The following is a 25044-nucleotide window of genomic DNA, read 5'->3' on the forward strand; positions in this document are numbered from 1 at the left end:
CGTCACTGGCTCTGATAGCGCGTTGTTCACGCAGGCATCAGAGCAGCAATCGTGGGCTTACTTTAGAGAGGAGGAACTGACGTCAGAGTGACTGGCGGCTGACAGGAACATGTCAAACGCCAGTCTGATCAGACCCGTGAACAGGGTCAGGCGGGGGCGACTCTTGAGGTTGGCGGGTCAATCATTACCGAGAAACCGAAGGTATTGAGGCCGTTTTCACTTCGGGCAAAAACGCTGCCGCCATGCATGGACGCCACAGCGCGGACAATGGAGAGCCCCAGGCCGTGATGCGAGTCACTTCGGGCGCGGGCGGCATCGGCCCGATAGAAACGCTCGAACAGGCGCTGCAGATGCGTATTGTCAATGTGCTCGCCCACGTTGGAGACGCTGATCTCGACATGTTTTTCCTTGCGGGCGAGATGGATGGTCAGTGTGCTGGAAACCGGGGCATAGCGTGCTGCGTTTTGCAGGAGGTTGGCCAGGGAGCGGTGAAACAGGCGCTTGTCTACCTGAATCCGCATGTCACCGTGAATGGCGAGAACCAGATTCTTTTCTATCAGCACCGGCTCCAGATACTCGACGGTCTTGGACGACTCTTCCTGAAGAGAAACCTCACTCAGTTCGGTGATTCTCTCGCCGCTCTCGGCACCGGCCAGAAACAGCATGTCGTTCACGATACCGCCCATGCGCTCCAGCTCTTCCAGGTTGGACTGAAGAAGATCCTGAAGCTCATTGATGTCACGGTCATGGGCCAGTGCGACCTGGGTCTGGCCTATCAGGTTGGTCAGAGGCGTACGCAGCTCGTGGGCCACATTCGCATTGAAGCCTTCCAGTTGTTGCCAGGCCGCTTCCTGCCGACTCAATGCACCATTGAACGAGGTCGCAAGCTCTTGCAGTTCATTGGGCAGCGCCGTGGTGTCCAGGCGTTTTTTCGAGTCGCCGGGAGGCAGGTTGTTGGCTTGCTGGCTGAGCCTGCGCACCGGTGTCAGACCTGCACGTGCTACCCAGTAACCGACCAGTGCCGCCAGAAGCATTGCCCAGGCCGACGTCATGATCAGGGTTTCGGTGAACTCCCTCAGCGTGGCGCGGAAGGGGGCGTAGTCCAGGCCGATGATAAAGCGTAGTTCCGGACGAATCGCCGAGCCCGGAATGGTCTTGATCATCAGGAACATCGGGCTCTTGTCAGCAATGTTCATCACCGCTGTACCATCGGGGTGCCTGGACCAGTCCTGGCCATCCGGCATGGGGTCGCCATAGCTGAAATAGGTATCACCGGCCAGGACCCAGTGGCGCACACGTTTGTCCGACGGCGTAAGGTCGTCCAGTTTTTTGTGCAGGCCAATCCAGTCTGCGCGGCTCTCGTACTTGGCGACAGCGGGGTCCAGCATGAAATGGCGCAGAGCCAGTTCATTGCGGATCTGGCCTTGAAGCGACTCTTTCAGGGAGTTGCGCAGCAGGACCGCGCTGACCGACATGATGAGCGCCATGGCCAGAGCAAACAGCAGTGCCAGCCGTTTCGAGATCGATAGTTTCATGGTGTGATGCTACTTTTGATGCTTGGGGTTTCGCGCTTTTCCAGTACATAGCCCATGCCGCGCACGGTATGCAGCAACTTGTCTGGATAAGGCGCGTCGATTTTGGCCCGCACTCGCTTGATTGCTACTTCGACGACATTGGCGTCGCTGTCGAAGTTCATGTCCCATACCTGCTCGGCGATCATCAACTTGGAGAGAATTTCGCCTTGATGCCGAGCCAGCAGGCTCAGCAGGGCGAACTCCTTGGCGGTAAGGTCCAGGCGAACGCCACCGCGCATGACCTTGCGGGCTTGCAGGTCCACTTCCAGATCGTCGATATGGATATGCGTCAGGTCTATCGCATCGCTGCTGCGACGTATCAGCGCCTGGATACGGGCGACCAGTTCGGCGAAGGAAAAGGGTTTGCCCAGGTAGTCATCGGCACCTTCCCTGAGCCCTCGGACCCGGTCATCTACAGTGCCCCGCGCGGACAGCATGATGACCGGTGTTTTCTTCTTCTGGCGCAGGCCTTCCAGAACACCGTAGCCATCTTTGCCGGGCAGCATGATGTCGAGAATGATGACGTCGTAATCGATCTCCACGGCCAGATGCAGGCCGTCGATGCCATTGCTGGCAATGTCGACGGTATAGCCCAGCTCGCTCAGACCGCGATGAACATAGGAGGATGTCTTTTCTTCATCCTCAACCATCAGCAGACGCATTCTGTACTCCTGGTGCGCAGCCTTGCATGGCAATCGGCTGCTTCAAATAGGGGAATTATCAGCATTACAGGGTAGAGGGGATGCATGTCTACAGCCTGACCGCTACCTGACATTTTTGTCAGGAATGGCCAGCCAGCCAGAAAACAGCTTTGTCGGTTTGCCGTCAGTTACCTGTCACCTTGCTGTCAACGACGGGATCATAAATTCGGGCTTCAATATTTACCCGGTTGAATCGAGTTGTCAGCGAGTCATGGAGTTCTATGAGAAGTCTTGGAAGTAAACGCCCTCGTCATTGCCTGGTACTCGTCAGCGGGCTTCTTGCCTTGATTGCACCGCCCTCATTTGCAAAAAACGCTCCGAATGCCGGCCAACAGCCGCCCAGCACTTCTCGCCCATTTTCCGTAACGCCCGTTGCTGCATTCAGGGAACCCTGGGCCATTGCGTTCTTGCCTGACTCTCGGCTGCTTGTCACCGAAAAGGCAGGTCGTCTGTTTATGACCACCCAGGACGGCGTAAAAAAGGAGGTCGAGGGTGTTCCGCAGGTTCAATACGGCGGACAAAACGGGTTGCTCGACGTCGCGGTGTCACCCACGTTTGACCAGGATTCCAGCGTCTACCTGAGTTTTGTTGAGCCGGTAGCGGGAGGCAGCGGACTTGCCTTGGCCCGAGGTCGGCTGGATGAGACTGAGCAGGGCGCTGCGCTGAAGGACCTCACGGTCATCTGGCGGCAGGAGCCCAAAGCCATGGGTAGTCAGCCGGGCGGGGTCATCGCATTCTCTCCTGACGGCCAACACCTTTTTCTGACCTCAGGTGACAGACGCCACCCCGACTCGGCCCAGGACCTGAACTCTGCATTGGGGAAAGTGCTGCGTCTTAACCTCGACGGCACGACACCGGCTGACAATCCCATGGCGAGCCGGGGCGGGGTAAGGGCTCAGCTCTGGACCAGCGGGCACCGGAACCCTTACGGACTGGCTTTTTCAGCGGATGGAAAGCTCTGGCAGCATGAAATGGGACCCCAGGGCGGTGATGAACTCAACCTGCTGCAAGCAGGGAGAAACTACGGCTGGCCGGTAGTCTCGAACGGTGACAACTACGGCGGCTCGCCAATACCGGACCATGATCAGGAGCGACGTCCGGAGTTCGCCGCCCCGGCGCTATTCTGGACACCGGTCATATCTCCGGCAGGCATGAGTTTTTACAGCGGCCCGTTGTTCCCTGACTGGAACGGCTCTGCGCTGATCGGATCGTTGTCGGCCACCGGCCTTATCCGTGTTTCCGTTGATCCGCGTGGTATGGCCAGACAAGAAGACCGCTGGAACCTCGGCAAGCGAATCCGGGATGTCGCCATTGCGCCTGACGGGGCTGTCTGGCTGGTAGAGGATGGGGCTGGAGGGATGCTGGTCAATCTCAGGCCCGATCATCTTTGACGTGTTGAGGACGGTGCTGCGCAGGGGCTGCCGTGCACTGGATGAACGAGTGCAGATTGGCTATATCTTCCATGTGCGAGGCATGAGTTGACTCGTCGGTTTGGGCAGTCTGCCGCCTTTGAAATAACTTGTAATCTTTGTTGTTTTTCGGAGCAGGTGAGTAAAACTCCGTTGAATCGAGCAATCAATAGCGCCGATCAGGCAATCGGTCATGGCCTTCAGCGCAGGATACTGCGTCAGGCTGCACGGGATCTGAGTTTATGCTGAGTGATCCTGGCCCCAAAGACTGCCTTTTGGAGACCGCTCATGAGCTTTTCAACTCACGATTCCCTGTTCAGTCAGTTCGTGGAATTCATCGTCGATCCGCTTCATGCTCAGGATCTGGCGGCGGCATTGATTGCTCGCACTGAACGTTTTACCTGTTTTTATCCGGGATTCATCAGTGCTCAGGTCAATGTCAGTGAGGCGGGCGACAGAGTGCTCATGCAGTTTCTGTGGTCCTCTGTAAGTCAGGGCCAGCAAGCGATTGAGAAAGCTCAAGCCATAGAGCCGGACCTGTTTCAACTGGCCCGCCAACACCACTCCCGCGCGTTGTTGTTCAGCGCTTTCAATACGGTTGCGCGAGTGCAGGCGCAGCCGGTGTTGCCTTGAGTGCCCACATGACCCGTAGAGGATCTTTCGCCATGTCTCTTGTTATTCATTCACCCGTTTCAGCGGTGGGTAACCGGTTTTGATACCTGCCAAGGCATTCAAATGGACAAACGTCCAGCCGTCCGAGCGAGCGGCGCTGTTGCTGGGGTTCGCGTTTCATTTCTGTGTCCTGGCCAGCTATTACCTGGTGCGCCCTCTGCGTGATGCTTTGGGGCTGGAGGGCGGTGCCGACAAACTGCAATGGCTGTTTACGGCGACCTTCCTGGTGATGCTGCTGATGGTCCCGTTATTTGGTGCATTGGTTTCCCGCCTGCCTGCGAAGCGTTTCGTGCCTTTGATCTATCGGCTCGTTGCGTTGACGATGCTGATATTCGGTGTGCTGATTGCCAACCGGGTTGCGCCAGTCAGAGTCGGGCAGGTGTTTTTTGTCTGGATCAGCGTCTACAACCTGTTCATCGTCTCCATTTTCTGGAGTGTGCTGGTTGATCGATTCTCCAGCGAGCAAGGTCGACGACTGTTCGGCTTCGTGGCGGCGGGAGGAACCCTGGGGACTTTCGTCGGCCCATTACTCGCGGCGGGAATGGCAACCAGGCTGGGGCCGCTGGCATTGACCTTTGCAGCGGCGTTGCTGCTTGAACTGTCCGTGCGTTGCTATCGGGGGCTTCTGTCTCGCACCGAGGCGCAATCCATAAGCCCGTTACAAAGCGAGCGAAGCATGGGCGGCAGTGTGCTGGCGGGTATCACGCTGATTTCGCGCTCACCTTATCTGCTGGGGCTGGTCTTGTTCATGCTCTTGCATACCACGGCAGCCACTTTCCTGTATTTCGAGCAGGGCCGGATTGTTGCCGGCAGTTACTCGGATGTGGGCAGCAGAACGCGGTTCTTTGCCATCATTGATCTGGTCGTGTCAGCGCTGACCCTGATTTTCCAGCTCTTGCTGACGGGGCCGCTGATCCGGCTGGTCGGCGTCGGTGGCGCGCTGATCTCGCTGCCGCTGGCGACCATCGTGGCGTTTACCGCCATGGCCATGGCTCCCGTTCCTGCGACCGTTGCGTTGGCGCAGGGCTTGCGTCGCGCCATCGAATTCGCCGTGGTGCGTCCTGCCCGTGAAGTGCTCTGGACCGTCGTCACCCGTGAGGAAAAGTACAAGGCAAAGAATGTGATCGAAACCCTGGTGTACCGGGGAGGCGACGCGGCCAGTGGCTGGTTGTCCGTTGGCTTGACGGCGTTGGGTGCAGGTTTTGGCGCTCTGGCCATCGTCATCGTGCCCGTCGCTGGTCTGTGGGGGGCGTTGTGCCTCTGGCTATCCAGACGGCACCGGGAAAGGGCGTCTGTCGACACGCAGGTAACCCATGAAAAACCTTGATTTTCAGGTCGTGCAGCACGCCTTGAAATGGCTTGAGCAAGACCCGGCATACATTGTCCGCAGTGCTGAGGGGGGTGTTCGTGGCCAGTTATAGACCTGATAGTGCCAAGGAGTCGAACGTGCAGTCTTCTTTCGAAAACAATCAGACCAGCAGCGATACCAGCCAGCTTGCCCACGTGGTGAGCCAGCTGCTGCGCAGTGAAGGGGACCTGGTCACCGCGATTCCCGGCCTGAGCCTGCATCGGCGCAAGGCCGCTACGTTGCCAGTGCATTGTATTTACGGTCTGGGGATCGGTGTGACGTTACAAGGCGGCAAGCAGGCCATTGTCGGCGATGAGGTGCTCGCCTATGACCCTGGCCAGTCGATGGTGACCAGCATCGATTTGCCGGTGTTCTCGAATGTCACCAAGGCCAGCGTTGCCAAACCGTTCTTGGGCATGATGCTGACCTTCGACAGTGCCACGGTCATGCAGGTGGCCGAGCGCATGCAGTTGTCGCCGCGCATGAAAGACGACGAGTTTCGTCCGATTACCGTACAGGCGCTGGACGCCGGCGTACTCGATGCGTTGAGACGTCTGGTCGATCTGCTTGGTGAGCCGGATTTACTGGCGTCCATTGCTCCGCTGATCAAGGAAGAGATCATCACTCGTCTTCTGAATGGCGCGCATGGCCCGCAATTGCTGCATATCGTGGCTGCCGGTTCACCCAGAAATCACATCGCCAGAACGGTTGCCTGGCTGAAGCTGAATTTTCGGGAAACCCTGCGTATGGACGATCTGGCGGAACATGCCCATATGAGCCCATCGACTTTTCGCCAGCACTTTCGGGCCGTCACGGGGATGAGCCCGTTGCAGTACCAGAAGCAATTGCGGCTGCAAGCGGCCCGGCAGTTGATGCTGAGCCAGAATATCGATGCGAGCCGCGCCAGCGGGTTGGTGGGTTATGAAAGCTCGTCGCAGTTCAGTCGTGAATACAGCCGATTGTTTGGTGCGCCGCCCCAGAGGGATATCAAGCGGATGCGTGTGTGATGCTAGGGTGCGCCATCCAGTAGCCACTGCGCGATCGACTTCAGATCGGCATCGGAAACTTGGGCTTGCGGGGGCATCGACATCGGTCCCCACTTGCCGGTGCTGCCCGATTTGATACTGGCGGCTATTTGCTCTGCTGTCGTGCTGCCGTCGCTATACTTTTGCGCGATTTCCTTCCAGGACGGGCCAACGACCCTTGCAGCGGGCTGGTGGCAGGCGGTGCAGACATAGCGCTGGGCCAACGCCTGGCTGGCTTGGGCCTGTGCTGGCAACAGGAGGCTGGCAAATGCCCCTAGAGACATGACCAGTGCGGCAATCATGACGCCTTGCGGTTTGTGCGCAGATTTCGGGTTCAGGTAGTAGGTCAATTGGTTTTCTCTCTATTGATCAGCATTCGCTTACGCGAGTTTGAAAGGCAGCTCACGCAGCGGTTTGCCAGTGAGCCGGGCAATGGCGTTGGCGAAAGCCGGTGCGAGAGGGGGGAGGCCAGGCTCACCGATTCCTGTCGGCGGCTCGGCGCTCGGCACGACATGTACAGCGAACTCAGGCATGTCAGTGATGCGTGGCACGCTGAAGTCTGCAAAATTGCTTTGCTGCACTTCTCCGTCTTTCAGCGTGATTGCGCCGCCTGGCAAGCACATCGACAGGCCCATGACGGCTGCACCTTGTACCTGGGCTTCCACGCTGCGCGGGTTGACCGCGAGGTTGCAGTGCACACCGGCCGTGACATGGTGCAGCACCGGTTGCCCGTCACGTACCGAGGCTTGTACTACGTAGGCGACAATCGAACTGAAGGACTCATGCACGGCCACTCCCCAGGCACGGCCTGCGGGTAGCTGCGCCTTGCCATAGCCGCTTTTTTCCACCGCCAGTTGCAGGGCGGCACGGTGGCGTGGGTTTTGATCGGCGAACAGGCGCATCCGATAGTCCACAGGGTCCTGGCCGGTTGTCCGTGCGATTTCATCAATCAGTGTTTCCATCACGAAGGCGGTGTGAGTGGAGCCCACACTGCGCCACCATAAAACCGGAACGTTGAGTTTCGGATGGTGCACGGTCAGGCGCATGGGGAACGGATAGGGATCACGCATGCCTTCCGTTGCGGTCCTGTCGATGCCGTTCTTTACCATGCCGCTGAACATGGTATCGCTGGTGATGGACTGCCCGACCAGAACATGGTCCCAGGCCAGCACGTTGCCTTTGTCGTCAAAACCGATATGTGCGCGGTGCAAATGCATGGGGCGGTAGTAGCCACCCTTTATATCGTCCTCGCGACTCCAGAGCGTACGCACTGGTACATTCAGACCTGCTGTCCGGGCTGCCTTGGCCACTTCACACGCGAGTACAACGATGTCGCAACTGTGCAGGCCACGCCGACCGAAGCCACCGCCAGCGATCTGTACATTCACGTTTACCTGCTCAGGCTTGAGGTCAAGAGCGCGTGCGGCAGCCGCATTGTCTGTGCCGGGAAACTGGGTGCCCACCCAAAGCTCGGCGCGCTTTTCAGAAAGCTGGACGGTACAGTTCAACGGCTCCATGGGCGCGTGGGCCAGGTACGGGAACACAAACTCCGCCTGCAATTGATGCGGCGCTGTTGCCAGCGGCGTCATGTCGGCCTCGAAGCTTCGCGGGCCGGGGCGCTCTGCCAGCTCCCGGTAAGAAGCCAACTGCTTTTCGCTGTCTACCTTTTCGAGGTTTGCGGTATCCCATTGCAGCTTGAGTGCATCGCGTCCCTGTCTGGCTTGCCAGTAACCGTCAGCCACCACCGCCACGCCTTCTGCGCCGCGATCGAGCGGAATACGCAGCACGGCTTTTACGCCTTTCACTGCACGAGCTGCACTGTCATCCACCGAGCTAAGCCGGGCACCAAAGATCGGTGGGCGCGCGACCACGGCGGTGAGTTGTCCAGGCAGGCGCATGTCGATGCCAAAATCCTGCTGGCCACTGCTTTTGGCCTTGGCGTCGATACGTGTTGTTGCACGGCCGATGATTCTGAAATCCTTGGGGTCCTTGAGCGTGACTGTTTCCGGTACGGGCAATGCCATTGCGGCTTCGGCCAGCTCACCGTAGCTCGCCTTGCGGCCACCTGGCCCGATGACCATTCCTGACTGTGTGCGCAGGCTTGTCACGTTTACCTTCCAGCGTGTGGCTGCTGCCGTGAGCAACATGGCGCGTGCCCGTGCGCCCAGTTCGCGATACTGGAGGTAGCTGTTCTTGATTGAGTTTGAGCCGCCGGTAAGGTGCATGCCGAAAGACGGGTCTTGATAGGCTGCGTCGCTGTTGCCGTTGCGACTGCGCACCAGGCTCCAGTCAGCATCGAGTTCTTCGGCCAGAATCATTGGCAGGCCGGTTTGTACGCCCTGGCCAAACTCCAGCCGGTTGATGGTCACCGTCACTTCACCGTTGGAGGCAATCTGCACAAAGGCCGACGGCTGTTGCGAAGGCTTGAGAGGTGCCGGGCCAGTGCTGCCGCTTTCTGCCATGGCCCAGTGGGGAAAGGCACCGATGGCCAGCCCGCCGATACCGGCCATTTTCAGGAAATTGCGGCGCGCCAGCATGACCGGTTCGCGCTTCTGGTCACGTTCAAGCAGGTGTTGCAACGCACGTGGCAACTCATCCGGGACGGTTTCGTTGAACATGATGAAAGCTCCAGTCAGGCAAGAGTTTGAGCAGCGTCGGCCACGGCTGCGCGTATGCGGGCATAGGTACCGCAGCGGCAGATGTTGCCGACCATGGCGGAGTCGATTTCCTCAGGTGTCGGTTGCCTGCCCTTGGGCTGGGCCTTGAGAAAGGCGGTCGCACTCATGATCTGCCCGCTCTGGCAGTAACCGCATTGCGCTACGTCGTGCTTGACCCAGGCGGCATGGACCGCTGCACCTATGGGGTCGTGGCCATCGGTTGCGCTTTCGATCGTGACGATTTTCTTGCCTGCGACTGCCGATATCGGCGTCACGCAGGAGCGTATGGCCTGTCCGTCCAGATGCACTGTGCAAGCACCGCAAAGCGCCATTCCGCAGCCGAACTTGGTGCCGCTCAACCCCAGAGTGTCGCGCAAGACCCAGAGGACAGGCGTTGCGGGGTCTACATCGACTACGTGGTCTTTGCCGTTGATATTGAGGGCGCTCATGGTGGGTCAGCTCTCAGTGATTGGATGGGGGCGAGTCTTTCAAACGTGCAGGTGCTCAGGTGCCCGCAGGCAAACCCAGCAACTGGCGCAACTCAACGGCATCGGTATTGGCCCTGAACCCAGGGCCACCCCGTTGAAAGGTGCGGGCCGTGGCCAGGTTGCCGGTGATGACCGGCTCGCAGCCAATGTCACGGGCCAGCCGGGCTGCCACTTCCAGTGCCTGCGAGTCATTACTGGCGATGGGGACGCCGAGTTTCGGTCCCTGTCCACGTGCAGAGGCACTGACAGAGGTCGCATCGACAGCGCTGAAAGCACGAACCAGTCGGGTACCGGGCAAGTATCTGGCTGAGGTTTCGCCTACGCCATTGGCATAGGCTTCGCGGGACAAGGCGTTGCCTTCATCGGGAGGCGGGTTGGTGGCATCCAGGACTATTTTGCCGCGCAGGGCAGGGGTCAGATCCTGTCCCAGTTGCACGAGGGCGTTATAAGGCACGGCAAAAAACACCACGGTGCCGAACTCTGCCGCCTGCTGCGGGGTGCCTGTCGACGCTCGCGGCCCCAGCTGTTTGACCATCGGCTCAAGTTCTGACGGAGTGCGCGACGAAAACATGACCTCGTAACCCGCTTGTACCCAGAGCCGACCGAGAGTCCCGCCATGTGAGCCGGCACCGATCACCCCGATTCGCATCCTGGGCTCGGCATGACTTGTGGCAGGGAAGAGCCACAGTGTTGATAAAACCATAATGGCCATCAGAACAGCGCGACGAATAGTTGGCATGAAAACGATCCTCAAAGGTCTATGGCGGCCATTCCTTCTACGCTATGGCGCTCGCCTGCAGCAGGCGTGAGATTGTTCAGGCGATGGATTTGCCCGGCACTGAGCTCAAGCTGATCCGCCGCTGTGTTTTCCTCGACTCGCGACAAGTTTTTGGTGCCTGGAATCGGTGCAATGTCGTCACCCTGAGCCAGCAACCACGCCAGCGCCACTTGAGCCGGGGTCGCATCTGACTCGTCAGCCACAGCCTTTACCTGCTCAACGATGCGCAGGTTGCGCTGGAAGTTTTCGCCGATAAAACGTGGGTTGGTCTTGCGCCAGTCATCGTCACCAATCTGCTCGGGAGAACGGATTGCGCCGGTGAGGAAACCGTGGCCCAGTGGTGAATACGGCACAAAACCGATGCCCAGTTCTCGCAGCAATGGCAGTAATACCGCCTCGGGATCACGGCTCCACAAAGAGTATTCCGTTTGCAGGGCGCTGATCGGGTGTATGGCGTGAGCACGGCGGATTGTGGACGGCGAAGCCTCGGACAGGCCGATATGGCGAATCTTTCCCTCTTTGACGAGGTCAGCCAGTGTCGCAACGGTCTCTTCGATCGGGGTACCCGGATCGACACGGTGCTGGTAGTACAAATCGATGTAATCGGTACCTAGGCGTTTCAGCGAACCTTCGACGGCGGTGCGGATATTCGACGGGCTGCTGTCGAGCACTCCAGGCCCACCGTTCGAGTGGGAAACAATCCCGAATTTGCTGGCCAGCACGACCTTGTCCCGACGCCCTTTGATGGCCCGACCCACCAGTTCTTCATTGATATAGGGGCCATAGATTTCGGCGGTGTCCAGGTGAGTGACCCCTAACTCAAGCGCCCTGTGAAGGGTCCTGACGGAGTCATCGTCGTTGGCTGTCCCGATGTCATAAAAGGCCGACATTGACATTGCGCCGAGCCCTATACGGGAAACTTCGAGCCCACCGATGGATATATATTTCATCGTTCAGTTTCTCAAACGGGTGTGAGCATGAGGCCCACAAAGGTGATGAACCGCGACAGGGTTCCTGTGAGGAACTATAGGGCGCGGCACATTTCCCGAATTACCCATTACGCTCGAATCATTGCCTAAAGAAGCGAGAGTGCGAGAGGTGTGTCGGCATGTGTGCGGGGGGGAAGTATCGGGCGGGTATCAGCAGGCATAGAGCCCGATCTGGTCGGGCTCTATGGGGCGGAGGGATGAATCGAAGGTGTCATTGACGGCCAGGTGTCAGCCGATCAACTGCAAGCTTCCGCATGAAGATATTCAGCAGTGGAGTCACGAATGATCGGCCCCATGCTGCTGACAGGGTGCGATTGTTCCATGATCTCAAGCGTTGCACCGGTGCCCACCAGATTCACCGTGCGGTTCTGGCAGTCATAGACGCGCTTTGAGTAGATCACGCCCAGGAAACCTTCACGTTTGGTGACGATGACACGCTGTCCGGCTGTGCCGCTTTTTTTCACCACAGCGTAAGCACCGGTCGGGTCACCGGGAACTGAAATGGCTCTCTCGGAGGCATTGGCCGAGAATACGGGGATCAGTAGAGCCAACAAACAAGCCTGAATTCTCATCGATGCTCCTGCGGATGAATTGCGCTAGCCATTGGATCCAAAATCTACTCCTACACTATCGTTCTGAATAGCGGAGGAACGTGCCTTTCGTCGTTTTGATGGGGGATATGACGTGCCGTTCGTCGTCTTGGTGTTTTTTGATTGAGCAGAAACTAAAAGCCCCGGAGAACCGGGGCTGGTGGATGCATCAGCGATAAATTACAACGCAGCCTGCGGACTACGCCCCAGCACACGGCTGTATTCGGCCTGTGCTGTTGCTTCGGTAAACTCGCCCGACCATTTGGAAACCACCACGGTTGCGACGCTATTGCCAATGGTGTTGCAGGTGGCGATGGCCATGGACATGAAGCGGTAGACCCCGAACAGCAGCGCCAGGCCTTCGGCTGGCAGTACGCCGATGGCGGTCACGGTCGCAGCGAATACCACAAAGCTGCCTCCCGACACGGCGGCGGCGCCTTTGGAGGTCACCAGCATCAGGGCGATGATGCCCAGTTGTTGCTCCCAGCTCAGCGGCACGCCGTAGGCATTGGCGATGAACAGCACGCACAGCGACATGTAGATGGACGTGCCGTCCAGGTTGAAGGCATAGCCGGTAGGCAGTACAAGGCCCACGCTCTGCTTGGAACAGCCGAACTTCTCCAGCTTTTGCAGCAGGCGTGGCAGGGCGCTTTCCGAGGAAGCCGTTCCCAGAACGATGAAGATTTCATCCTTGATGTACTTCAGGAAGCGCCACAGGCTGAACCCGGAAATACGGCACACCACGCCCAGCACTACAAAGATGAAGAAGGCCACGCAGACGTAGAACATCAGCACCAGGTTGGCCAGCGACATCAATACCGCCGTGCCGTTGCTGCCGACGGCGTAGGCCACCGAGCCGAATGCACCCAGAGGCGCGAACTTCATGATCAGGTTGATGAACTCGAAGAAGCACTCGGAGATGCGGTTCAGGCCATCCTCGATGACTTCCCGGCGTTCCGGCTTGAGCGCCAGCAGTGCAAAGCCGAAGAACACCGAGATCACCAGCACTTGCAGCAGTTGACCGCCGGAGAAGGCACCGATGAAGTTGTCCGGGAAAATCCCGTAGATGAAGTCCAGCGTCGAGGTCGGTGCGTGGCCCTTGGCGATTGCCGCACTGGCCGCTGCCGAGGTGTTGCTGCTCGGGTGTGCGTCATGCATACCTGAGCCGATCTGCAACAGGTTGCCCCACAGCAGACCCAGCGCCAGAGCAATGGTGGATACGATCTCGAAATAGATAAGGGCGCGCAGGCCTACCTTGCCGACCCGCTTGATATCGCCGGCCGAGGCGATGCCATGCACCACGGTGAAAAACACCAGTGGTGCAACGGCGGTCTTGATCAGCTTGAGGAAGATATCGCCGAGGATCTTGAACTTGGCCGCCAGCTCCGGAGCCATGAAGCCGAAGGCGATACCCAGCACCATCGCAGCGATGACCTGAAAGGTCAGGTCCTTGTAGAACGGTTTCTTGGTGGTCGTGGACATGATTGCAATCTCATTGTTTTTATTGGCAAGCAAAGGCAATGACCCGGCCTTGACCGGGCCTTCGGAGGATCAGCGTTTGACGGAGCCCTCTCGGGCCAGGGCGATATCGACCATCTGCGGGGCCAGGCCCAGATAGTTGGCCGGATCGGTCAGGCGCTTGAGTTCCTCGATGTCCAGTTGCGCGGTGGCTTCACCTTGGGCGAGAAGGGCGTCGAGCAGGCTGATGCCCTGATCGTTGGCCATGCGGCAGGCGGTATACACCACGTCATGGGCGACCTGGCGACCCAATGCCGGAGCCAGCCCCATCATCACGGCTTCGGCCACGATCAGGCCTTGGGTCATGTCCAGGTTCTTGCGCATGCGCTCGGGACGTACTTCAAGCCCGGCGAGCATGAAGGTCGCCTGGCCCAGGGACGCGGCGCTCAAGGCGAAGGCTTCGGGAATGGCGATCCATTCGGCCTGCCATGGGCCGGTGGAGCGCTCGAAATCCTGAATCATGGCGTCGAGCATCAGGCCTGCTTGCTGGCGCACACCCTTGGCGGCGGCATACATCAGCTCGCAGGAAATCGGGTTGCGTTTTTGCGGCATGGTGCTGCTGGCACCACGTCCCTTGACGAAGGGCTCGTACGCTTCGCCCAGTTCGCTGGTCATCATCATCATGATGTCCAGCGCGATCTTGCCCAGAGAGCCGGTGACCAGCCCAAGGAAGTTCAAGGTTTCGGCCAGCCCGTCACGAGCGACATGCCAGGTCGCCTGAGGGACGCCAAGGCCCAGCTCGGCCATCAAGGCTTCCTGTACTTCCAGGCCCTTGTCGCCCAGCGAGGCCAGGGTGCCTGCGGCCCCTGCGAACTGCCCGACTTCCACCCGCGGGCGCAGTTCCACCAGACGCTCGGCGTGGCGGTCGAACATGCTCAGCCAGACGGCGCATTTGTAGCCGAAGGTGATCGGCAGGGCATGCTGCAAATGAGTCCGGCCAGCCATCGGGGTATCGCGATAACGCTGGGCCAGACCGGCCAGCAGGTTGCGCACGCTCTGGATATCACGTTCGACGATGGCCAGGGCTGCGCGTACCTGCAACACCACAGCGGTGTCCATGATGTCCTGGGTGGTCGCGCCCCAATGCACATAGCGTCCGGCTTCGCCGCAGGTTTTGGACAGTTGTTCGACCAGAGGCAGGATCGGGTAACCGACGATTTCGGTTTCGTGCTGCATGAGCGCCAGATCCAGCGACGAGTAAGTGGCCAGTTCGGCGATCTGCTCGGCCGCCTTGGCGGGGATCACGCCACATCGGGCTTCTGCACGAGCGAGGGCTACCTCGACTTCGATATAGCGTTCGATCAGGGCTTTGTCGGAAAACACGGCGCGCATCTCGGCGGTGCCGAACATATCGCGAAAGAGGGCGGAGTCGAAAACGGTGCTGGACATGAAGAGGTACCTGATATGTTGTTATTGGTCGGACATATTTAAAATGTACGTACATAATTCTTGCCCGCTCGCTGATACACTGTCAACTCGCAGAAAGACCGGGACTGATGAAAGGTATGAACCAGACGCGCTATGCGGTTGTTGCAAAGGACCTGTTGGAGGGCATTGCCAGCGGCCGCTACCCGGTGGGGAGCCTGTTACCCACCGAGTTCGAGTTATGTGAGCTTTATGACGTGAGCCGCCATACCGTGCGTGCGGCCATCACCCAGTTGCAGAATCAGGGCCTGGTATCACGACGCAAGCGGGTGGGGACGCGGGTCGAAGCCAGCTCGCCGAGAGGCGGCTACTCGCATTCATTGGCATCGGTGTCGGATCTGGTTCATCTGGCCGAGACGCAGGTGCGCAGCATCCAGAACGTTCGTCATTTCGTTGCGGATATCGCCGAAGCCCGGCGTCTGGGGCTTGAGCCGGGGGAACACTACTTTTGCGTGTCGAGCATTCGGGTCGACCAGCAGAACATCAATGCGCCTTTGTGCTGGACGGATGTCTACGCGCAGGATGGCTACTCGGCCGTGATCGAACTGGCCGAGCAGCACCCCGACGAACTGATCGCGGCACTGATCGAGCAGCATTTCGGTCGCCATATCGACGTGGTGGACCAGCAGGTGCGAGCGGTGCTCCTGACCCCGGAAATCGCCAGGACCCTCAATGCCGAGACGGGCTCGCCCGGCCTGAAGATCATTCGCCAGTATCGAGACGATTCAGGGGCCTTGATGGTGGTGTCCGAAACCATTCACCCGGATGACCGCTTCACACTGGTGGTGCAGATGAAACGCGAGAAGAGTACTGGCGCCGGCTAGCCTGACATTCTTTCCAGACCTCGCCGATCAGTTGTTTGAGCAACAGCGCCTCGGCCCAGCGGTCGGTGATATCACGTCCGTCCGGGCCGGTGATTGCATAGGGCGGCGGGCCGAGTTCGCAGGTAAATGACAGGCTGCCGGTTTCGCCGAGCGGGCGGTTCAGCCAGTCCTCGATGCCGTAGCGCCAGAGCTTGAGAAAGTAGTCCAGCCAGGGCCGATGCTGGGCAAAGGTGATGGGTATTTGCACCTGTTCACTGTTGGCGACCCGGCCATGGAAACCCCAGCTATGGCGCAGAATGGTCTGCAAATGCTCTTCGTCTTGCGAGGCCGCAGGCAAGGGCAGTTCCCGGCCCACGACGTAATGGGACAGATCGGCCAGAAGCTTGAGGTCCGGCATCTCGGCGAGGATATCCAGGGTGAACAACAAGTCGCTGGTGATGCGATAGCGATGGGTTTCCAGCAGGATCGGAAACGCTGCCTGCTCGGCCAGTCGCTGCCAGCCCTCGATCAGGTCGATGGCCTGGCGCACTGTTCGTGGTTGCGCATCCGCTTGCAGGGTGAGGTGGTGGCAACCGTAAGGTGAAATCACATCGATGGCTCTGGCCAGATCGTCCACGGTGCGGGGAAACAACTGGCCTTCGATCTGCAAGCCCTGAGCGTTGGCAGCAGAGGCTAGCCGCTTCACATGTCCCGGGACCCAGAAGTGATCGGTGATCCCATCAAACCCGGCTGCCGCGATTTTCTCCAGTTGCGCCTCAAGAGAGAGGTCGCACTGCCCCTGATGATCGAGCATTGCCCAGAGTGACTGGAAGATCAGGAATTCACGCATGTCAGCTCCTCAACAGTTGCTTGAGTGGCCTGTCGGGGTTGGCCAGTTGCCCCGCATCCAGGCGGATCTGACTGCCGATCAGCCGTTCGCAGAGCTTGATGTCCTTGGCGACGCTGTTACCCGGTCCCCAGCCGCAGGCGCCGATCAGGCGGTGCTGCGGGTCGAGGTAAAACAGCACGAAGCCGTCCGCCGAGGTGACACGTGTGGCATCAGGCTCGCTATTTGAAACCTGCCCTACGGTTTGCAGCCCCCAATCGTACTGATCGCTCCAGAAGCCGGGTACCTCGTTGAATGGCTGCCTGGCACCCAGCATATTCAAGGCTGCATGTCGCCCCTGGGCTTCGGCATTGCGCCAGGTTTCCTGACGTTGAAAGTCATCCTCGGGGTGCAGGCGAAACTCGCAGACATCCCCGGCGGCAAAGATATCCGGGGCGCTGGTACGCAATTGCTCATCGACACGAATGCCTTGGCCGACCTCAAGACCTGCCTCTCTGGCCAGTTCGATATTGGGTTGCATGCCAATACCTGCGACCACCAGGTCACAGGCAAACAGCTCGCCGTTGACCAGTTGCACGGATTCGACACGGGGCGCGCCCTGCAAGGTTTCAATGGCTGCATTCAGGCGCACGTTCACGCCGTTGCGTACATGCAGTGCCAGCAGGGCGGCGGACACAGGACCTGGCAGGACTCGACCCGCCAGACGCGGCCCGGCCTCCAGCAAGGTCACCTGGCAATCCAGGGCTCGTGCAGTGGCCGCGACCTCCAGGCCGATGAAACCGCCACCGATCACCACCAGGCGAGTGCCCGGCTTGAGCGACGTTCGCAAGGCAATGGCTTCGTCATGGGTCCGAAGGTAAAGCAGGTTGGCGGGCCGATGTGCAGCGATGGGCAACTGCCGAGCCCGGCCACCGGTGGCAATCAGCAGGCGGGCATAATCCAGCCAGTTTCCGTCTGCCAGTTGCAGGCGATGGCGGGACGGGTCCAGAGCTGTCACCGGGTTGCCCGACAAATGCTCGATATTCAGTTCGGCCAGTCGGGCCTCATCGCAGAGGCTGCATGCAGCAAGGTCCATCGTGCCCTTGAGCAATTCCTTGGACAGTGGCGGACGTTCGTAGGGCAGGTGCCTTTCATCACCGATCAGCACCAGACGACCGCTGTAACCCTCGGCCCGCAGAGTCAGGGCCGCACGGCCACCGGCATGCCCGGCGCCGATGATCACCAGTGGAGCGTCATGAGCAGGCATGGCGATTCCCCCTTTCATGAGGTGAGGCCGAGCAGGACACGTCCCGCTTCGACCCGGACCCGGTAGGTCTTGAGATTGACGCAGACCGGAGCCCCCAAGGCCTGGCCGGAGCGGTAATCGAAGCGTCCATTGTGTTTGGGGCACTCGATCACATGCGCCATCACCAGCCCGTCGGCCAGGTGAATGGCCTCATGGGAGCACAGGCCGTCGGTGGCGAAAAACTCACTGTCGGCAGAGCGGTAAACCGCATAGGTGCGCTGGGCATGGTCGAAACGAATGACGTCTTCTTCGTCTATGTCGTCCACAGCGCATACGTCGATCCATTGGTCGGTCATGGCAATCTCTCTTGTTGTTTTTCGTGGGATCCAGCGAGGGGCCGTTCAGGACTCGGCAAGTGCCTGTTCACTGCTTTCCCGTAACGGGCGGCGAACGAAGTAGGTCGGGTCCTTGCGCTGTTTCCAGACCGTTGGAAAAATTTCTCTGAAAGCCTCGAACAGGCTGCGATAAGGCGGCGGGCAATCGTCGATTATTTCCGCGTGAAGTTGCGGCAGGGCGTGATAAGGCACCATGGGAAACATATGATGTTCCAGGTGATAGTTCATGTTCATGTAGAGGAACCGAAGCACAGGGTTCATATAAATGGTTCGGCAGTTAGTGCGGTGGTCCAATGTATCTTCGGCCAGCCCTACATGTTGTGTAATACCGAAAAGATAGGAAAGCCAGCCGCCATAAAGTGCCGGTAGACCGATAAACATCAAAGGCAGCCAACTGTGCAGATAGAGTGCGGTCATGAGGGTCAGGGCATAAATCACCAGCCAGATCCGCGCCGCACGAAAGACCTTGGGCAGCTCGGATTCAGGGATGAAATCCCGTTCTTCATCACTCGCATGGCCCTGGGCATGGCGCAGGACACCGCGAAAGGTGTCCAGTGCGCGGGGCAGGCTGCACAGGTTCAGAAACATCTTCAACAGACTGGGTGGACGCGGTTCGACGATCTCCGGGTCCCGACCGACAATGATGGTATCGGTGTGGTGCCTGGCATGACTCCAGCGCCAGACATGGGGTTCAAACAGGCACATGAAGCTGGCGACATGATAAACGGCATCGTTCATCCAGCGGGTCTTGAAGGCCGTGCCATGCCCGGTTTCATGCCAGCGGGCATTGGAGGCGCTGCCATAGAGCACGCCATAGACAATGAAGAACGGCACGCAGGCCCAGCTTCCCCAGAACCAGTAGCCACCCCAACCGGACAGCCCCAGCGTCAGAAACCACAGCGCGGTATCACGCAGGGCCGGACCATCGCGGCGTTGCATCAACTCTTTCATGCGCTTGCGAGAGACAGGGCATTGATACCAGGTTGCCGATACCAGACCTTTTTGCGCGGCACGTGCTGCCTCTGGGCCGGTCAGTCGATAATCCCGACGCGTGTATTGAATACCCTGTTCAAAGGCTGAATCGTGTTCAGGCATTTTATTATTCTCCGCAAGCATGTTTATTGTTGGAACTTGCCGCGATGTTTGTTTGATTGCATCGCTGGAGAAAAGAGTAGGCAGTTGCAATAAATCGCTCAATCCCTTGAATACATTCTCTATCAAGCTATCATCCAGAGCCTGAGTGGCATGATAGTTTTCTATCAAGGGATCAACTATGAATAACAAGAAACGTCCTACGATTGCCACGGTGGCCGAACGCGCCGGCTTGAGTGTGGCCACCGTGGACCGGGTGCTCAACGACAGGGCTCCGGTCAGCCCGCAAACCGCCGAACAGGTGTTGCAGGCCGCCGAAGCGGTCGGTTATTTCGCCGCCCGCCTGATCGGCCAGCGACTGCGCGAGCGTCGCCCTCACTATCGTTTCGGCATTCTGCTGCTGGGCACTGCGCAGGAGTTCTACGCCAACCTTGCAGCGGCCATCAACGAAGCCGCCCGAGCCTGGACCGATGCCAATCTCAGCTGCCACTTCGAGTACATCACCGACCGTACCCCGGCCGTGATTGCCGGACAGATCGAACAACTGGCGGTGAAATATGACGGGCTGGGTGTCGTCAGTTTCGCTCATCCGCTGATCAACCAGACCATCCTGCAGATACGCGCCGCCGGGGTGCCGATAGTGGCCTTGCTGTCGGACTTCCACGAGACCCCGCAAGGGCCTTATGTCGGCCAGGACAACCATGCATTCGGGCGCACCATGGGCTGGCTGGTCGCCCATATCTCGGGTGCCCGCGAAGGATGCGTCGGGGTGCTGATGGGCGGCCATCGCTTTCTCGGGCATCAGGCCCGCGTCGACGGCCTGCGCAGCTACCTCACGCAACACGCACCGCACCTGCGCCTGCTGGAGCCGCTGGTGAACATGGATAACGACGACATCACCGAAGAAGCCACCCTCGACCTGCTGGCCCGCCATGACGACCTGCGCGGACTGTGCGTAGTAGGTGGGGGTGGCGACGGCATTATCAAAGCACTGGCCCAGTTACCCGAGCGGCCGTCGATCTGCAGCATCCTGCTGGAATCGACGTCCAGCTCGCATCAGGCGCTTGAGCAGGGCGTAGTCAGTCTGGTGATCGATTCGCAGCCACTGCTGATCGGCACTTCCCTGATCCGGCTGCTGGTCGAGTTGCAGGCAGCGCCAGTCTTTGATCCAAAGCGGCATTGTGTGCATGTGCCTTTGCAGATTGTGACGAGTGAGAATAGTGGGGCTTTGGGCTGTTGAGGTATGGCCGATGCTTTTGGCTTTTGGAGTGGCATCCCTGCGCCTTGCTGAATTTCATTACTACTTTCCCTGTGCTTGTAGCCGTGCAATAGCCCTGGATTCTTCAGATGTTTAGGGTAGGCAGTTTTAGGGCGGTGGGTTTCCTGTGTCAATGTTTGCTGAATATTGTTGTTGGCCAAGGGTGGCTTTGGGGTGGGTGCTGTGAGTTGCGATTGGCAGAAATCGGCCACCAGCAGTCTCTCGAACGCATCCAGCTAGAAGGATTCAATGCTTCAAGTATCCATCGCCTACGTAACCAGGAGATACAAAATTTATTGGCGTCTTATCTATGGTAATTATGGTTGCAATAGGGTGGCTTTCGGGCTCTCGTGGAAAATAAACAACCAATGCTTTATCTTCAAAAACTGTTAGAACTGACCATTTCTTTTTGCTGATATCCACTAAAGGAAGATTTTCTCCATAGTTCCGCATCACCTCAATTGCTCTAGCCTCACCCTTTAAGGAAGATGCTGAGTAAAAAATCATGACTGTAGAAGCGACTATTATCACCCCCCAAAACCTATTACTTAGAAAATCTTTGTATCTAACCACGATAACTGCGACACCCAGTCCGATCACGTAGGTCGACGGGGCTAAAATCATGTTTAATAAATACATTGCTTCAGATGCTAGCTGATAGATTTTTGTACGCATAACATATGTAGTCATGATTATAAGCGCTAGATATGTTAATATTATAAAGCTCACCACCTTGTCAAACAAAGAAGACGAAATGATTTTTATCGAGATTCCGAAGGCTAGACTCATAAGCATGATGCCGCTCATTGTCGCTGCTGAGTGCATAGAAAAATAGCTGGTTGGTAAAAATGGTGTATACCATTTCAACCCGAACGCTGTGTAATAAGTTTGTATTTCAAGAAAGCCATAAACGAAGGATGCCAAATAAACTAATGCTGCTGCTCCGCCTAGTTCAGCCACTTTACCTAATATATTTGCTTCGGCGCTCATGCTACTTAGACCTTATCGTTTGAGATGCGCACACTAAAATGTGCTTTTTGATTTTCGCGAAAATCTTAAGTCAATTTTTTATGCGCTTAAAATGACTGGCTCAGCGTAGAAAAGCTATACGGCATTAACGATCCTCTCAATTCGCCTAGTTAATTCAAAAACTTCAACCGATAGGAGATTATACTCATCTGTAACAGGTCTGCGTTTTGGCAAGAGAATATATGGCTTCGAGCTGAATTAGTCGCGCCTGTAAATGGGGTCAAGGCTCTGGCATTAGAAACTCCAGTCGCTAAGTTTGATCCTGTAGTTTTCCTCAAGAAAAGCTGGTAGGTCTTTATGCTCAAGTGTCTGGAAAATTTGATGATTATCAATATCAAAAACAGAGAACTTCAAATTAATTTCTGTTCGATCAAATTTTTTGCCAATCGCAGAGTACAAAACTTCAAAAAGAACGAAAGGCCAGCCTTGAGTACTGAATACATGCTTTGAATCACCTTCCTGACTGCTCCCATAATAAACTTTTCCGTCACTTACCCAAACAGTCCAAGAAGCGCCTTGAGACCGAGATTGGCCATCACCTGTTGAATTAATAAAGCATGACATTCCTGGGTTCGAGGAAGTATGCTTTTGCGATAGCTTATGAGTGAAAGCGTTTCTCTGGGAATAAAGAAATTTAAGCTTTAGCTTATATAGCTTTTCTTCGCTAGTTACTGGCATGGTCGGATATATCGTGTTTTTATTTTCAGGCTTCAGAGATTCTGGGTCGCGTTTGGAAACGCTGACTGACGCGAGCAGATGAGCTAATGCGCTAGGAGGGAGATTTTCAACTCCAGCATGAAATGCTCTAGTTACCCCATAAATCTTATTATAATGCTCATGAAGTGCTTTTGCGCTTTCTACAAACGCATCAGATTCAAAGGCTAGGCTTTCAATCGCATCCCTATGCTCTGAGAGAATTTCGGTTTTTTTGCTGGAAAGCCACTCATAAAATGTGATGAATTCTCGTGACTGCCCTAGTAAGTCGAAGCAAGTAAGCAGAAGATAAACGACAAGTGCTTCACGCTCGTGTCGTGAGTGATGAACGAAGTTTTCGGCTTGATCCACGGAATAACCTTCAGCACCAGGGAGTGCGTCAGACTCCTCCAAGATTTCTTGTGCTAAATTTAATCTGGCGAGGATCAATTTATCTTTGTCCATATTTTAGCCTTTTAGTGGGTGACCAATACAAATTAGCAATGTGGTTTTATAGATTTAATTAGTGCTCTTTCTCTAATGTCAATCGCGTGGTTTTAGCTCCGGTTCTTTACTAGAATATTATCTGAGCGGAGCGAGTAAATTGTATCAAATTCTAGCAAAAACAGCATCCTAAGTACCCATCCCTCATTAGCTGTTCCATGTAGGTAGAAAACGATATGCCAGCCCTCTCGATCTGACAGTCTTTGCCTGACCTCTAGCTACGTCCGTTAAGGGTAGTGACAGGCTGCTTCTGAAGCCTTGTTTGATAGGTGCTGCTAAAAACCCCTTTGCCGGGAATTTCTGGTAAGAGGTTTAGCGTTCCGTCCCCCATATAGTCGTACAACCTTTTTAGGAGCAAAAAGTCGGCTCTTTTTGTAAAGTTATTCAAGCTCTCTAATGGTATAAACCCATAAAGCGCTGCGTCGATATTGTTTTTAGCACCTCTAGCTGTGACGCCGATTACTTCCATTGAGTCGTTGAACATAGGGCCTCCACTGTTTCCCTCCATTAGCGTAAAATCTACCAGCCAAAGGTCTAGGTCAACCTGTCGTCGCCGTTGGGTAGTATTACCTTTCGCAATGTAGTGTGCTGTACCGTCTCGATGTTTAGGAAAGCCGATAGATAGAACTGGATCGGTGGGGCGAATAATAGTCTTTTCGCATTTTTGCAGGGCAGGTATGTTTTTAAAATCCACATTGGGATGAAAAATAGCCAAGTCTGCTTTCTTGTCCGAAAGTATAAGCTCTGCGGAGTATTCTTTCGGGTCACCGGCACGGTGGAATGAAATGGAGTGACGGGCGATAGTTTTGGATATCCCGGTCACGACGTGTTCGTTGGTCACTATGCCGACCCCCTCCAGAAGGAAGGCTGTTCCTTGGCTTTCATCAATGATATTGTTCACGACAAAAATTGAGTTTCCTAAAATTTCTTCTGGTGATTTTTTGAACTCAGTATTTTCTTTGCCTATTGCTACTGTAAACTCGTAAGCCAATCGACGATATATGTTGTCACCTCGCCCTCGAACCATCTGGATGTAGTTCAGTCGTCCTCTGACCACCTTGATATAAAAATCGCCAACATTGTCCTTTGTCCGCAGAATTTGTCGAGGCTGCAGTGACTGATTTTCGCCCTTGAGGATCTCCAGATATCTGGCTTCTGCCAGCTCAGGCCCGTAGCGCTTGAGGGCATTGATCATTGAGCTCGTTAAACGGATAAACTCTCTCGTGACGTTCGGCATATCGTTAACGACAAGCCCGGTTACCATTTGTCGCTGCGTTCGGTGCTGAAGACGCGTTTTTTCAGGATTTATGATAAATCCATTGGATTTGATGATTTCTTCCAGCTCGCGCCCAAGTATCGCTCTGCCGTCATCGGAAATCTCGACAATATCCTTAGGCAGATGTTTTGCGGTGCTGGTAAACGAAAATGTGATGTCGTCAGCATACCTGGTGAAGTGACATTTGCCTGACTTTGCTAACGCCTGCAGTTGTGAGTCAAGCTTGCGGCATATCATGTTAGATATCAGCGGTGACGTAGGGGCGCCCTGAGCTAATTTCCCATCGCTGCAACAGATTTGTGCCATGACCGTCGCAACATTATGGGGTGCATTAAATGGATGAGCCATGAATAGGTTTCTGATTCGTCCGAAGTGAATGCTTTCAAAAAAATCTTTCAGATCAATATTGAATACATATCTCTTTCTGGCGTGGATCTGAGCATTTGTCTTAATGTTTCTGCCCTTGACGAAGCCGTGGCTGGAAGATTTTGGAGAATAATATTTTTCCAGATGCGGCAATAGTGCATGCTGAATTGTTTTCATCACCCGTTTTGGGGCTTTGATGGTGCGATGAGTTTTGTTTTTCTTTAAAATGGAAAAGCTTACGTAATGGCTGCCTTTCCTTTTGTAAAGAAAACTCAGTAGTTTGTTCTGATCAACCTTTAGTAACTGGCAAAATCCATCAAGGCTGTTGAAACCGGGGCCAAACAAATTCTTGAAAATTTCGTCGATATCCATTCGTAGTACC

Annotated in this window: 23 protein-coding genes; 6 read left to right on the forward strand and 17 right to left on the reverse strand. The window is 56.4% G+C overall.

Features of this window, described 5'->3' with window-relative positions; genetic code table 11:
- Positions 1-146: 146 nt before the first annotated feature.
- A complete protein-coding gene (locus tag KGD89_RS10635) occupies positions 147-1535 on the reverse strand; it encodes a heavy metal sensor histidine kinase (protein WP_025259765.1) in 1389 nt (462 codons plus the stop codon).
- A complete protein-coding gene (locus KGD89_RS10640) occupies positions 1532-2236 on the reverse strand; it encodes a heavy metal response regulator transcription factor (RefSeq protein ID WP_025259766.1) in 705 nt (234 codons plus the stop codon). Before KGD89_RS10640 ends, KGD89_RS10635 begins: the two co-directional genes overlap by 4 nt.
- 446 nt (positions 2237-2682) lie before the next feature.
- On the opposite strand from KGD89_RS10640, the gene KGD89_RS10645 reads away from it, so the two are divergent.
- The 4 genes from KGD89_RS10645 to KGD89_RS10660 all read left to right on the forward strand — a co-directional run bounded on the left by KGD89_RS10645 (position 2683) and on the right by KGD89_RS10660 (position 6711).
- Positions 2683-3666, forward strand: a complete 984-nt coding sequence (locus KGD89_RS10645; RefSeq protein ID WP_200985961.1) for a PQQ-dependent sugar dehydrogenase — start codon at positions 2683-2685, stop codon at positions 3664-3666.
- 306 nt (positions 3667-3972) lie between these two features.
- Entirely contained in the window at positions 3973-4317 is a 345-nt protein-coding gene (locus tag KGD89_RS10650) for a hypothetical protein (RefSeq protein ID WP_025259768.1), read from the forward strand.
- A 79-nt stretch (positions 4318-4396) separates the two neighbouring features.
- Positions 4397-5683, forward strand: a complete 1287-nt coding sequence (locus KGD89_RS10655) for an NTP/NDP exchange transporter (RefSeq protein WP_025259769.1) — start codon at positions 4397-4399, stop codon at positions 5681-5683.
- 119 nt (positions 5684-5802) lie between these two features.
- Complete coding sequence (locus KGD89_RS10660; protein ID WP_025259770.1) at positions 5803-6711, forward strand: AraC family transcriptional regulator; 909 nt, start codon at positions 5803-5805, stop codon at positions 6709-6711.
- A 2-nt stretch (positions 6712-6713) separates the two neighbouring features.
- Here the strand turns inward: KGD89_RS10660 and KGD89_RS10665 are convergent, their stop codons facing one another.
- The 8 genes from KGD89_RS10665 to KGD89_RS10700 form a co-directional block, all read right to left on the reverse strand.
- On the reverse strand, positions 6714-7079 hold the full coding sequence (locus KGD89_RS10665) for a c-type cytochrome (protein ID WP_236249374.1): 366 nt from the start codon (positions 7077-7079) through the stop codon (positions 6714-6716).
- A 30-nt stretch (positions 7080-7109) separates the two neighbouring features.
- Complete coding sequence (locus KGD89_RS10670; RefSeq protein ID WP_025259772.1) at positions 7110-9347, reverse strand: xanthine dehydrogenase family protein molybdopterin-binding subunit; 2238 nt, start codon at positions 9345-9347, stop codon at positions 7110-7112.
- Between the two features lie 14 nt (positions 9348-9361).
- Positions 9362-9835, reverse strand: a complete 474-nt coding sequence (locus KGD89_RS10675) for a (2Fe-2S)-binding protein (RefSeq protein ID WP_025259773.1) — start codon at positions 9833-9835, stop codon at positions 9362-9364.
- A gap of 55 nt (positions 9836-9890) precedes the next feature.
- A complete protein-coding gene (locus KGD89_RS10680) occupies positions 9891-10523 on the reverse strand; it encodes an NADPH-dependent F420 reductase (protein WP_081741929.1) in 633 nt (210 codons plus the stop codon).
- Between the two features lie 101 nt (positions 10524-10624).
- Entirely contained in the window at positions 10625-11602 is a 978-nt protein-coding gene (locus KGD89_RS10685) for an aldo/keto reductase (RefSeq protein ID WP_025259775.1), read from the reverse strand.
- Positions 11603-11877: 275 nt separating this feature from the next.
- Entirely contained in the window at positions 11878-12213 is a 336-nt protein-coding gene (locus KGD89_RS10690; RefSeq protein WP_025259776.1) for a hypothetical protein, read from the reverse strand.
- Between the two features lie 198 nt (positions 12214-12411).
- Positions 12412-13713 carry a cation:dicarboxylate symporter family transporter gene (locus tag KGD89_RS10695; protein WP_025259777.1) on the reverse strand — a complete coding sequence of 434 codons (1302 nt, stop codon included), beginning with the start codon at positions 13711-13713 and terminating at the stop codon, positions 12412-12414.
- A gap of 69 nt (positions 13714-13782) precedes the next feature.
- On the reverse strand, positions 13783-15138 hold the full coding sequence (locus KGD89_RS10700) for a class-II fumarase/aspartase family protein (RefSeq protein ID WP_025259778.1): 1356 nt from the start codon (positions 15136-15138) through the stop codon (positions 13783-13785).
- Between the two features lie 116 nt (positions 15139-15254).
- On the opposite strand from KGD89_RS10700, the gene KGD89_RS10705 reads away from it, so the two are divergent.
- On the forward strand, positions 15255-15998 hold the full coding sequence (locus KGD89_RS10705) for a GntR family transcriptional regulator (protein WP_025259779.1): 744 nt from the start codon (positions 15255-15257) through the stop codon (positions 15996-15998).
- Here KGD89_RS10705 and KGD89_RS10710 read toward each other — a convergent pair.
- Genes KGD89_RS10710 through KGD89_RS10725 form a run of 4 tightly spaced genes read right to left on the reverse strand, consistent with a single transcriptional unit; the run spans position 15949 to position 19539 of the window.
- Positions 15949-16827 carry a sugar phosphate isomerase/epimerase family protein gene (locus KGD89_RS10710; protein WP_025259780.1) on the reverse strand — a complete coding sequence of 293 codons (879 nt, stop codon included), beginning with the start codon at positions 16825-16827 and terminating at the stop codon, positions 15949-15951. The two genes, KGD89_RS10705 and KGD89_RS10710, sit on opposite strands and share 50 nt — an antisense overlap.
- A 1-nt stretch (position 16828) precedes the next feature.
- The gene (locus tag KGD89_RS10715; RefSeq protein ID WP_025259781.1) at positions 16829-18070 is read right to left on the reverse strand and encodes an NAD(P)/FAD-dependent oxidoreductase; all 1242 of its coding nucleotides are present in this window, start codon (positions 18068-18070) and stop codon (positions 16829-16831) included.
- Positions 18071-18084: 14 nt separating this feature from the next.
- A complete protein-coding gene (locus KGD89_RS10720; protein WP_038399808.1) occupies positions 18085-18405 on the reverse strand; it encodes a MocE family 2Fe-2S type ferredoxin in 321 nt (106 codons plus the stop codon).
- 45 nt (positions 18406-18450) lie between these two features.
- Positions 18451-19539, reverse strand: coding sequence for a fatty acid desaturase family protein (locus tag KGD89_RS10725; protein ID WP_038399810.1), 1089 nt, complete (start codon positions 19537-19539; stop codon positions 18451-18453).
- Positions 19540-19717: 178 nt separating this feature from the next.
- On the opposite strand from KGD89_RS10725, the gene KGD89_RS10730 reads away from it, so the two are divergent.
- Positions 19718-20776 (forward strand): LacI family DNA-binding transcriptional regulator, encoded by a 1059-nt coding sequence (locus tag KGD89_RS10730; RefSeq protein ID WP_025259782.1) that lies wholly within the window; start codon positions 19718-19720, stop codon positions 20774-20776.
- 264 nt (positions 20777-21040) lie between these two features.
- Here KGD89_RS10730 and KGD89_RS10735 read toward each other — a convergent pair whose 3' ends face one another.
- The 3 genes from KGD89_RS10735 to KGD89_RS10745 form a co-directional block, all read right to left on the reverse strand.
- Positions 21041-21784, reverse strand: coding sequence for a hypothetical protein (locus KGD89_RS10735; RefSeq protein ID WP_143008678.1), 744 nt, complete (start codon positions 21782-21784; stop codon positions 21041-21043).
- 273 nt (positions 21785-22057) lie between these two features.
- Positions 22058-22981 (reverse strand): hypothetical protein, encoded by a 924-nt coding sequence (locus KGD89_RS10740; protein ID WP_025259784.1) that lies wholly within the window; start codon positions 22979-22981, stop codon positions 22058-22060.
- Positions 22982-23234: 253 nt separating this feature from the next.
- Positions 23235-25034, reverse strand: coding sequence for a reverse transcriptase domain-containing protein (locus tag KGD89_RS10745; RefSeq protein WP_025259785.1), 1800 nt, complete (start codon positions 25032-25034; stop codon positions 23235-23237).
- Positions 25035-25044 lie beyond the last annotated feature (10 nt).

The sequence above is a fragment of the Pseudomonas cichorii genome, from assembly GCF_018343775.1.
GTDB classification, from domain to species: Bacteria; Pseudomonadota; Gammaproteobacteria; order Pseudomonadales; family Pseudomonadaceae; genus Aquipseudomonas; species Aquipseudomonas cichorii.

Coding starts and splice junctions, on each gene's coding strand:
- KGD89_RS10675 (WP_025259773.1), bottom strand. CDS start 9,835: ATGAGCGCCCTCAATATCAACGGCAAAGACCACGTAGTCGATGTAGAC.
- KGD89_RS10700 (WP_025259778.1), bottom strand. CDS start 15,138: ATGTCCAGCACCGTTTTCGACTCCGCCCTCTTTCGCGATATGTTCGGC.
- KGD89_RS10710 (WP_025259780.1), bottom strand. CDS start 16,827: ATGCGTGAATTCCTGATCTTCCAGTCACTCTGGGCAATGCTCGATCAT.
- KGD89_RS10735 (WP_143008678.1), bottom strand. CDS start 21,784: ATGAGCGCCGAAGCAAATATATTAGGTAAAGTGGCTGAACTAGGCGGA.
- KGD89_RS10635 (WP_025259765.1), bottom strand. CDS start 1,535: ATGAAACTATCGATCTCGAAACGGCTGGCACTGCTGTTTGCTCTGGCC.
- KGD89_RS10680 (WP_081741929.1), bottom strand. CDS start 10,523: ATGCGAATCGGGGTGATCGGTGCCGGCTCACATGGCGGGACTCTCGGT.
- KGD89_RS10705 (WP_025259779.1), top strand. CDS start 15,255: ATGAACCAGACGCGCTATGCGGTTGTTGCAAAGGACCTGTTGGAGGGC.
- KGD89_RS10725 (WP_038399810.1), bottom strand. CDS start 19,539: ATGCCTGAACACGATTCAGCCTTTGAACAGGGTATTCAATACACGCGT.
- KGD89_RS10715 (WP_025259781.1), bottom strand. CDS start 18,070: ATGCCTGCTCATGACGCTCCACTGGTGATCATCGGCGCCGGGCATGCC.
- KGD89_RS10650 (WP_025259768.1), top strand. CDS start 3,973: ATGAGCTTTTCAACTCACGATTCCCTGTTCAGTCAGTTCGTGGAATTC.
- KGD89_RS10740 (WP_025259784.1), bottom strand. CDS start 22,981: ATGGACAAAGATAAATTGATCCTCGCCAGATTAAATTTAGCACAAGAA.
- KGD89_RS10720 (WP_038399808.1), bottom strand. CDS start 18,405: ATGACCGACCAATGGATCGACGTATGCGCTGTGGACGACATAGACGAA.
- KGD89_RS10730 (WP_025259782.1), top strand. CDS start 19,718: ATGAATAACAAGAAACGTCCTACGATTGCCACGGTGGCCGAACGCGCC.
- KGD89_RS10745 (WP_025259785.1), bottom strand. CDS start 25,034: ATGGATATCGACGAAATTTTCAAGAATTTGTTTGGCCCCGGTTTCAAC.
- KGD89_RS10690 (WP_025259776.1), bottom strand. CDS start 12,213: ATGAGAATTCAGGCTTGTTTGTTGGCTCTACTGATCCCCGTATTCTCG.
- KGD89_RS10670 (WP_025259772.1), bottom strand. CDS start 9,347: ATGTTCAACGAAACCGTCCCGGATGAGTTGCCACGTGCGTTGCAACAC.
- KGD89_RS10695 (WP_025259777.1), bottom strand. CDS start 13,713: ATGTCCACGACCACCAAGAAACCGTTCTACAAGGACCTGACCTTTCAG.
- KGD89_RS10685 (WP_025259775.1), bottom strand. CDS start 11,602: ATGAAATATATATCCATCGGTGGGCTCGAAGTTTCCCGTATAGGGCTC.
- KGD89_RS10640 (WP_025259766.1), bottom strand. CDS start 2,236: ATGCGTCTGCTGATGGTTGAGGATGAAGAAAAGACATCCTCCTATGTT.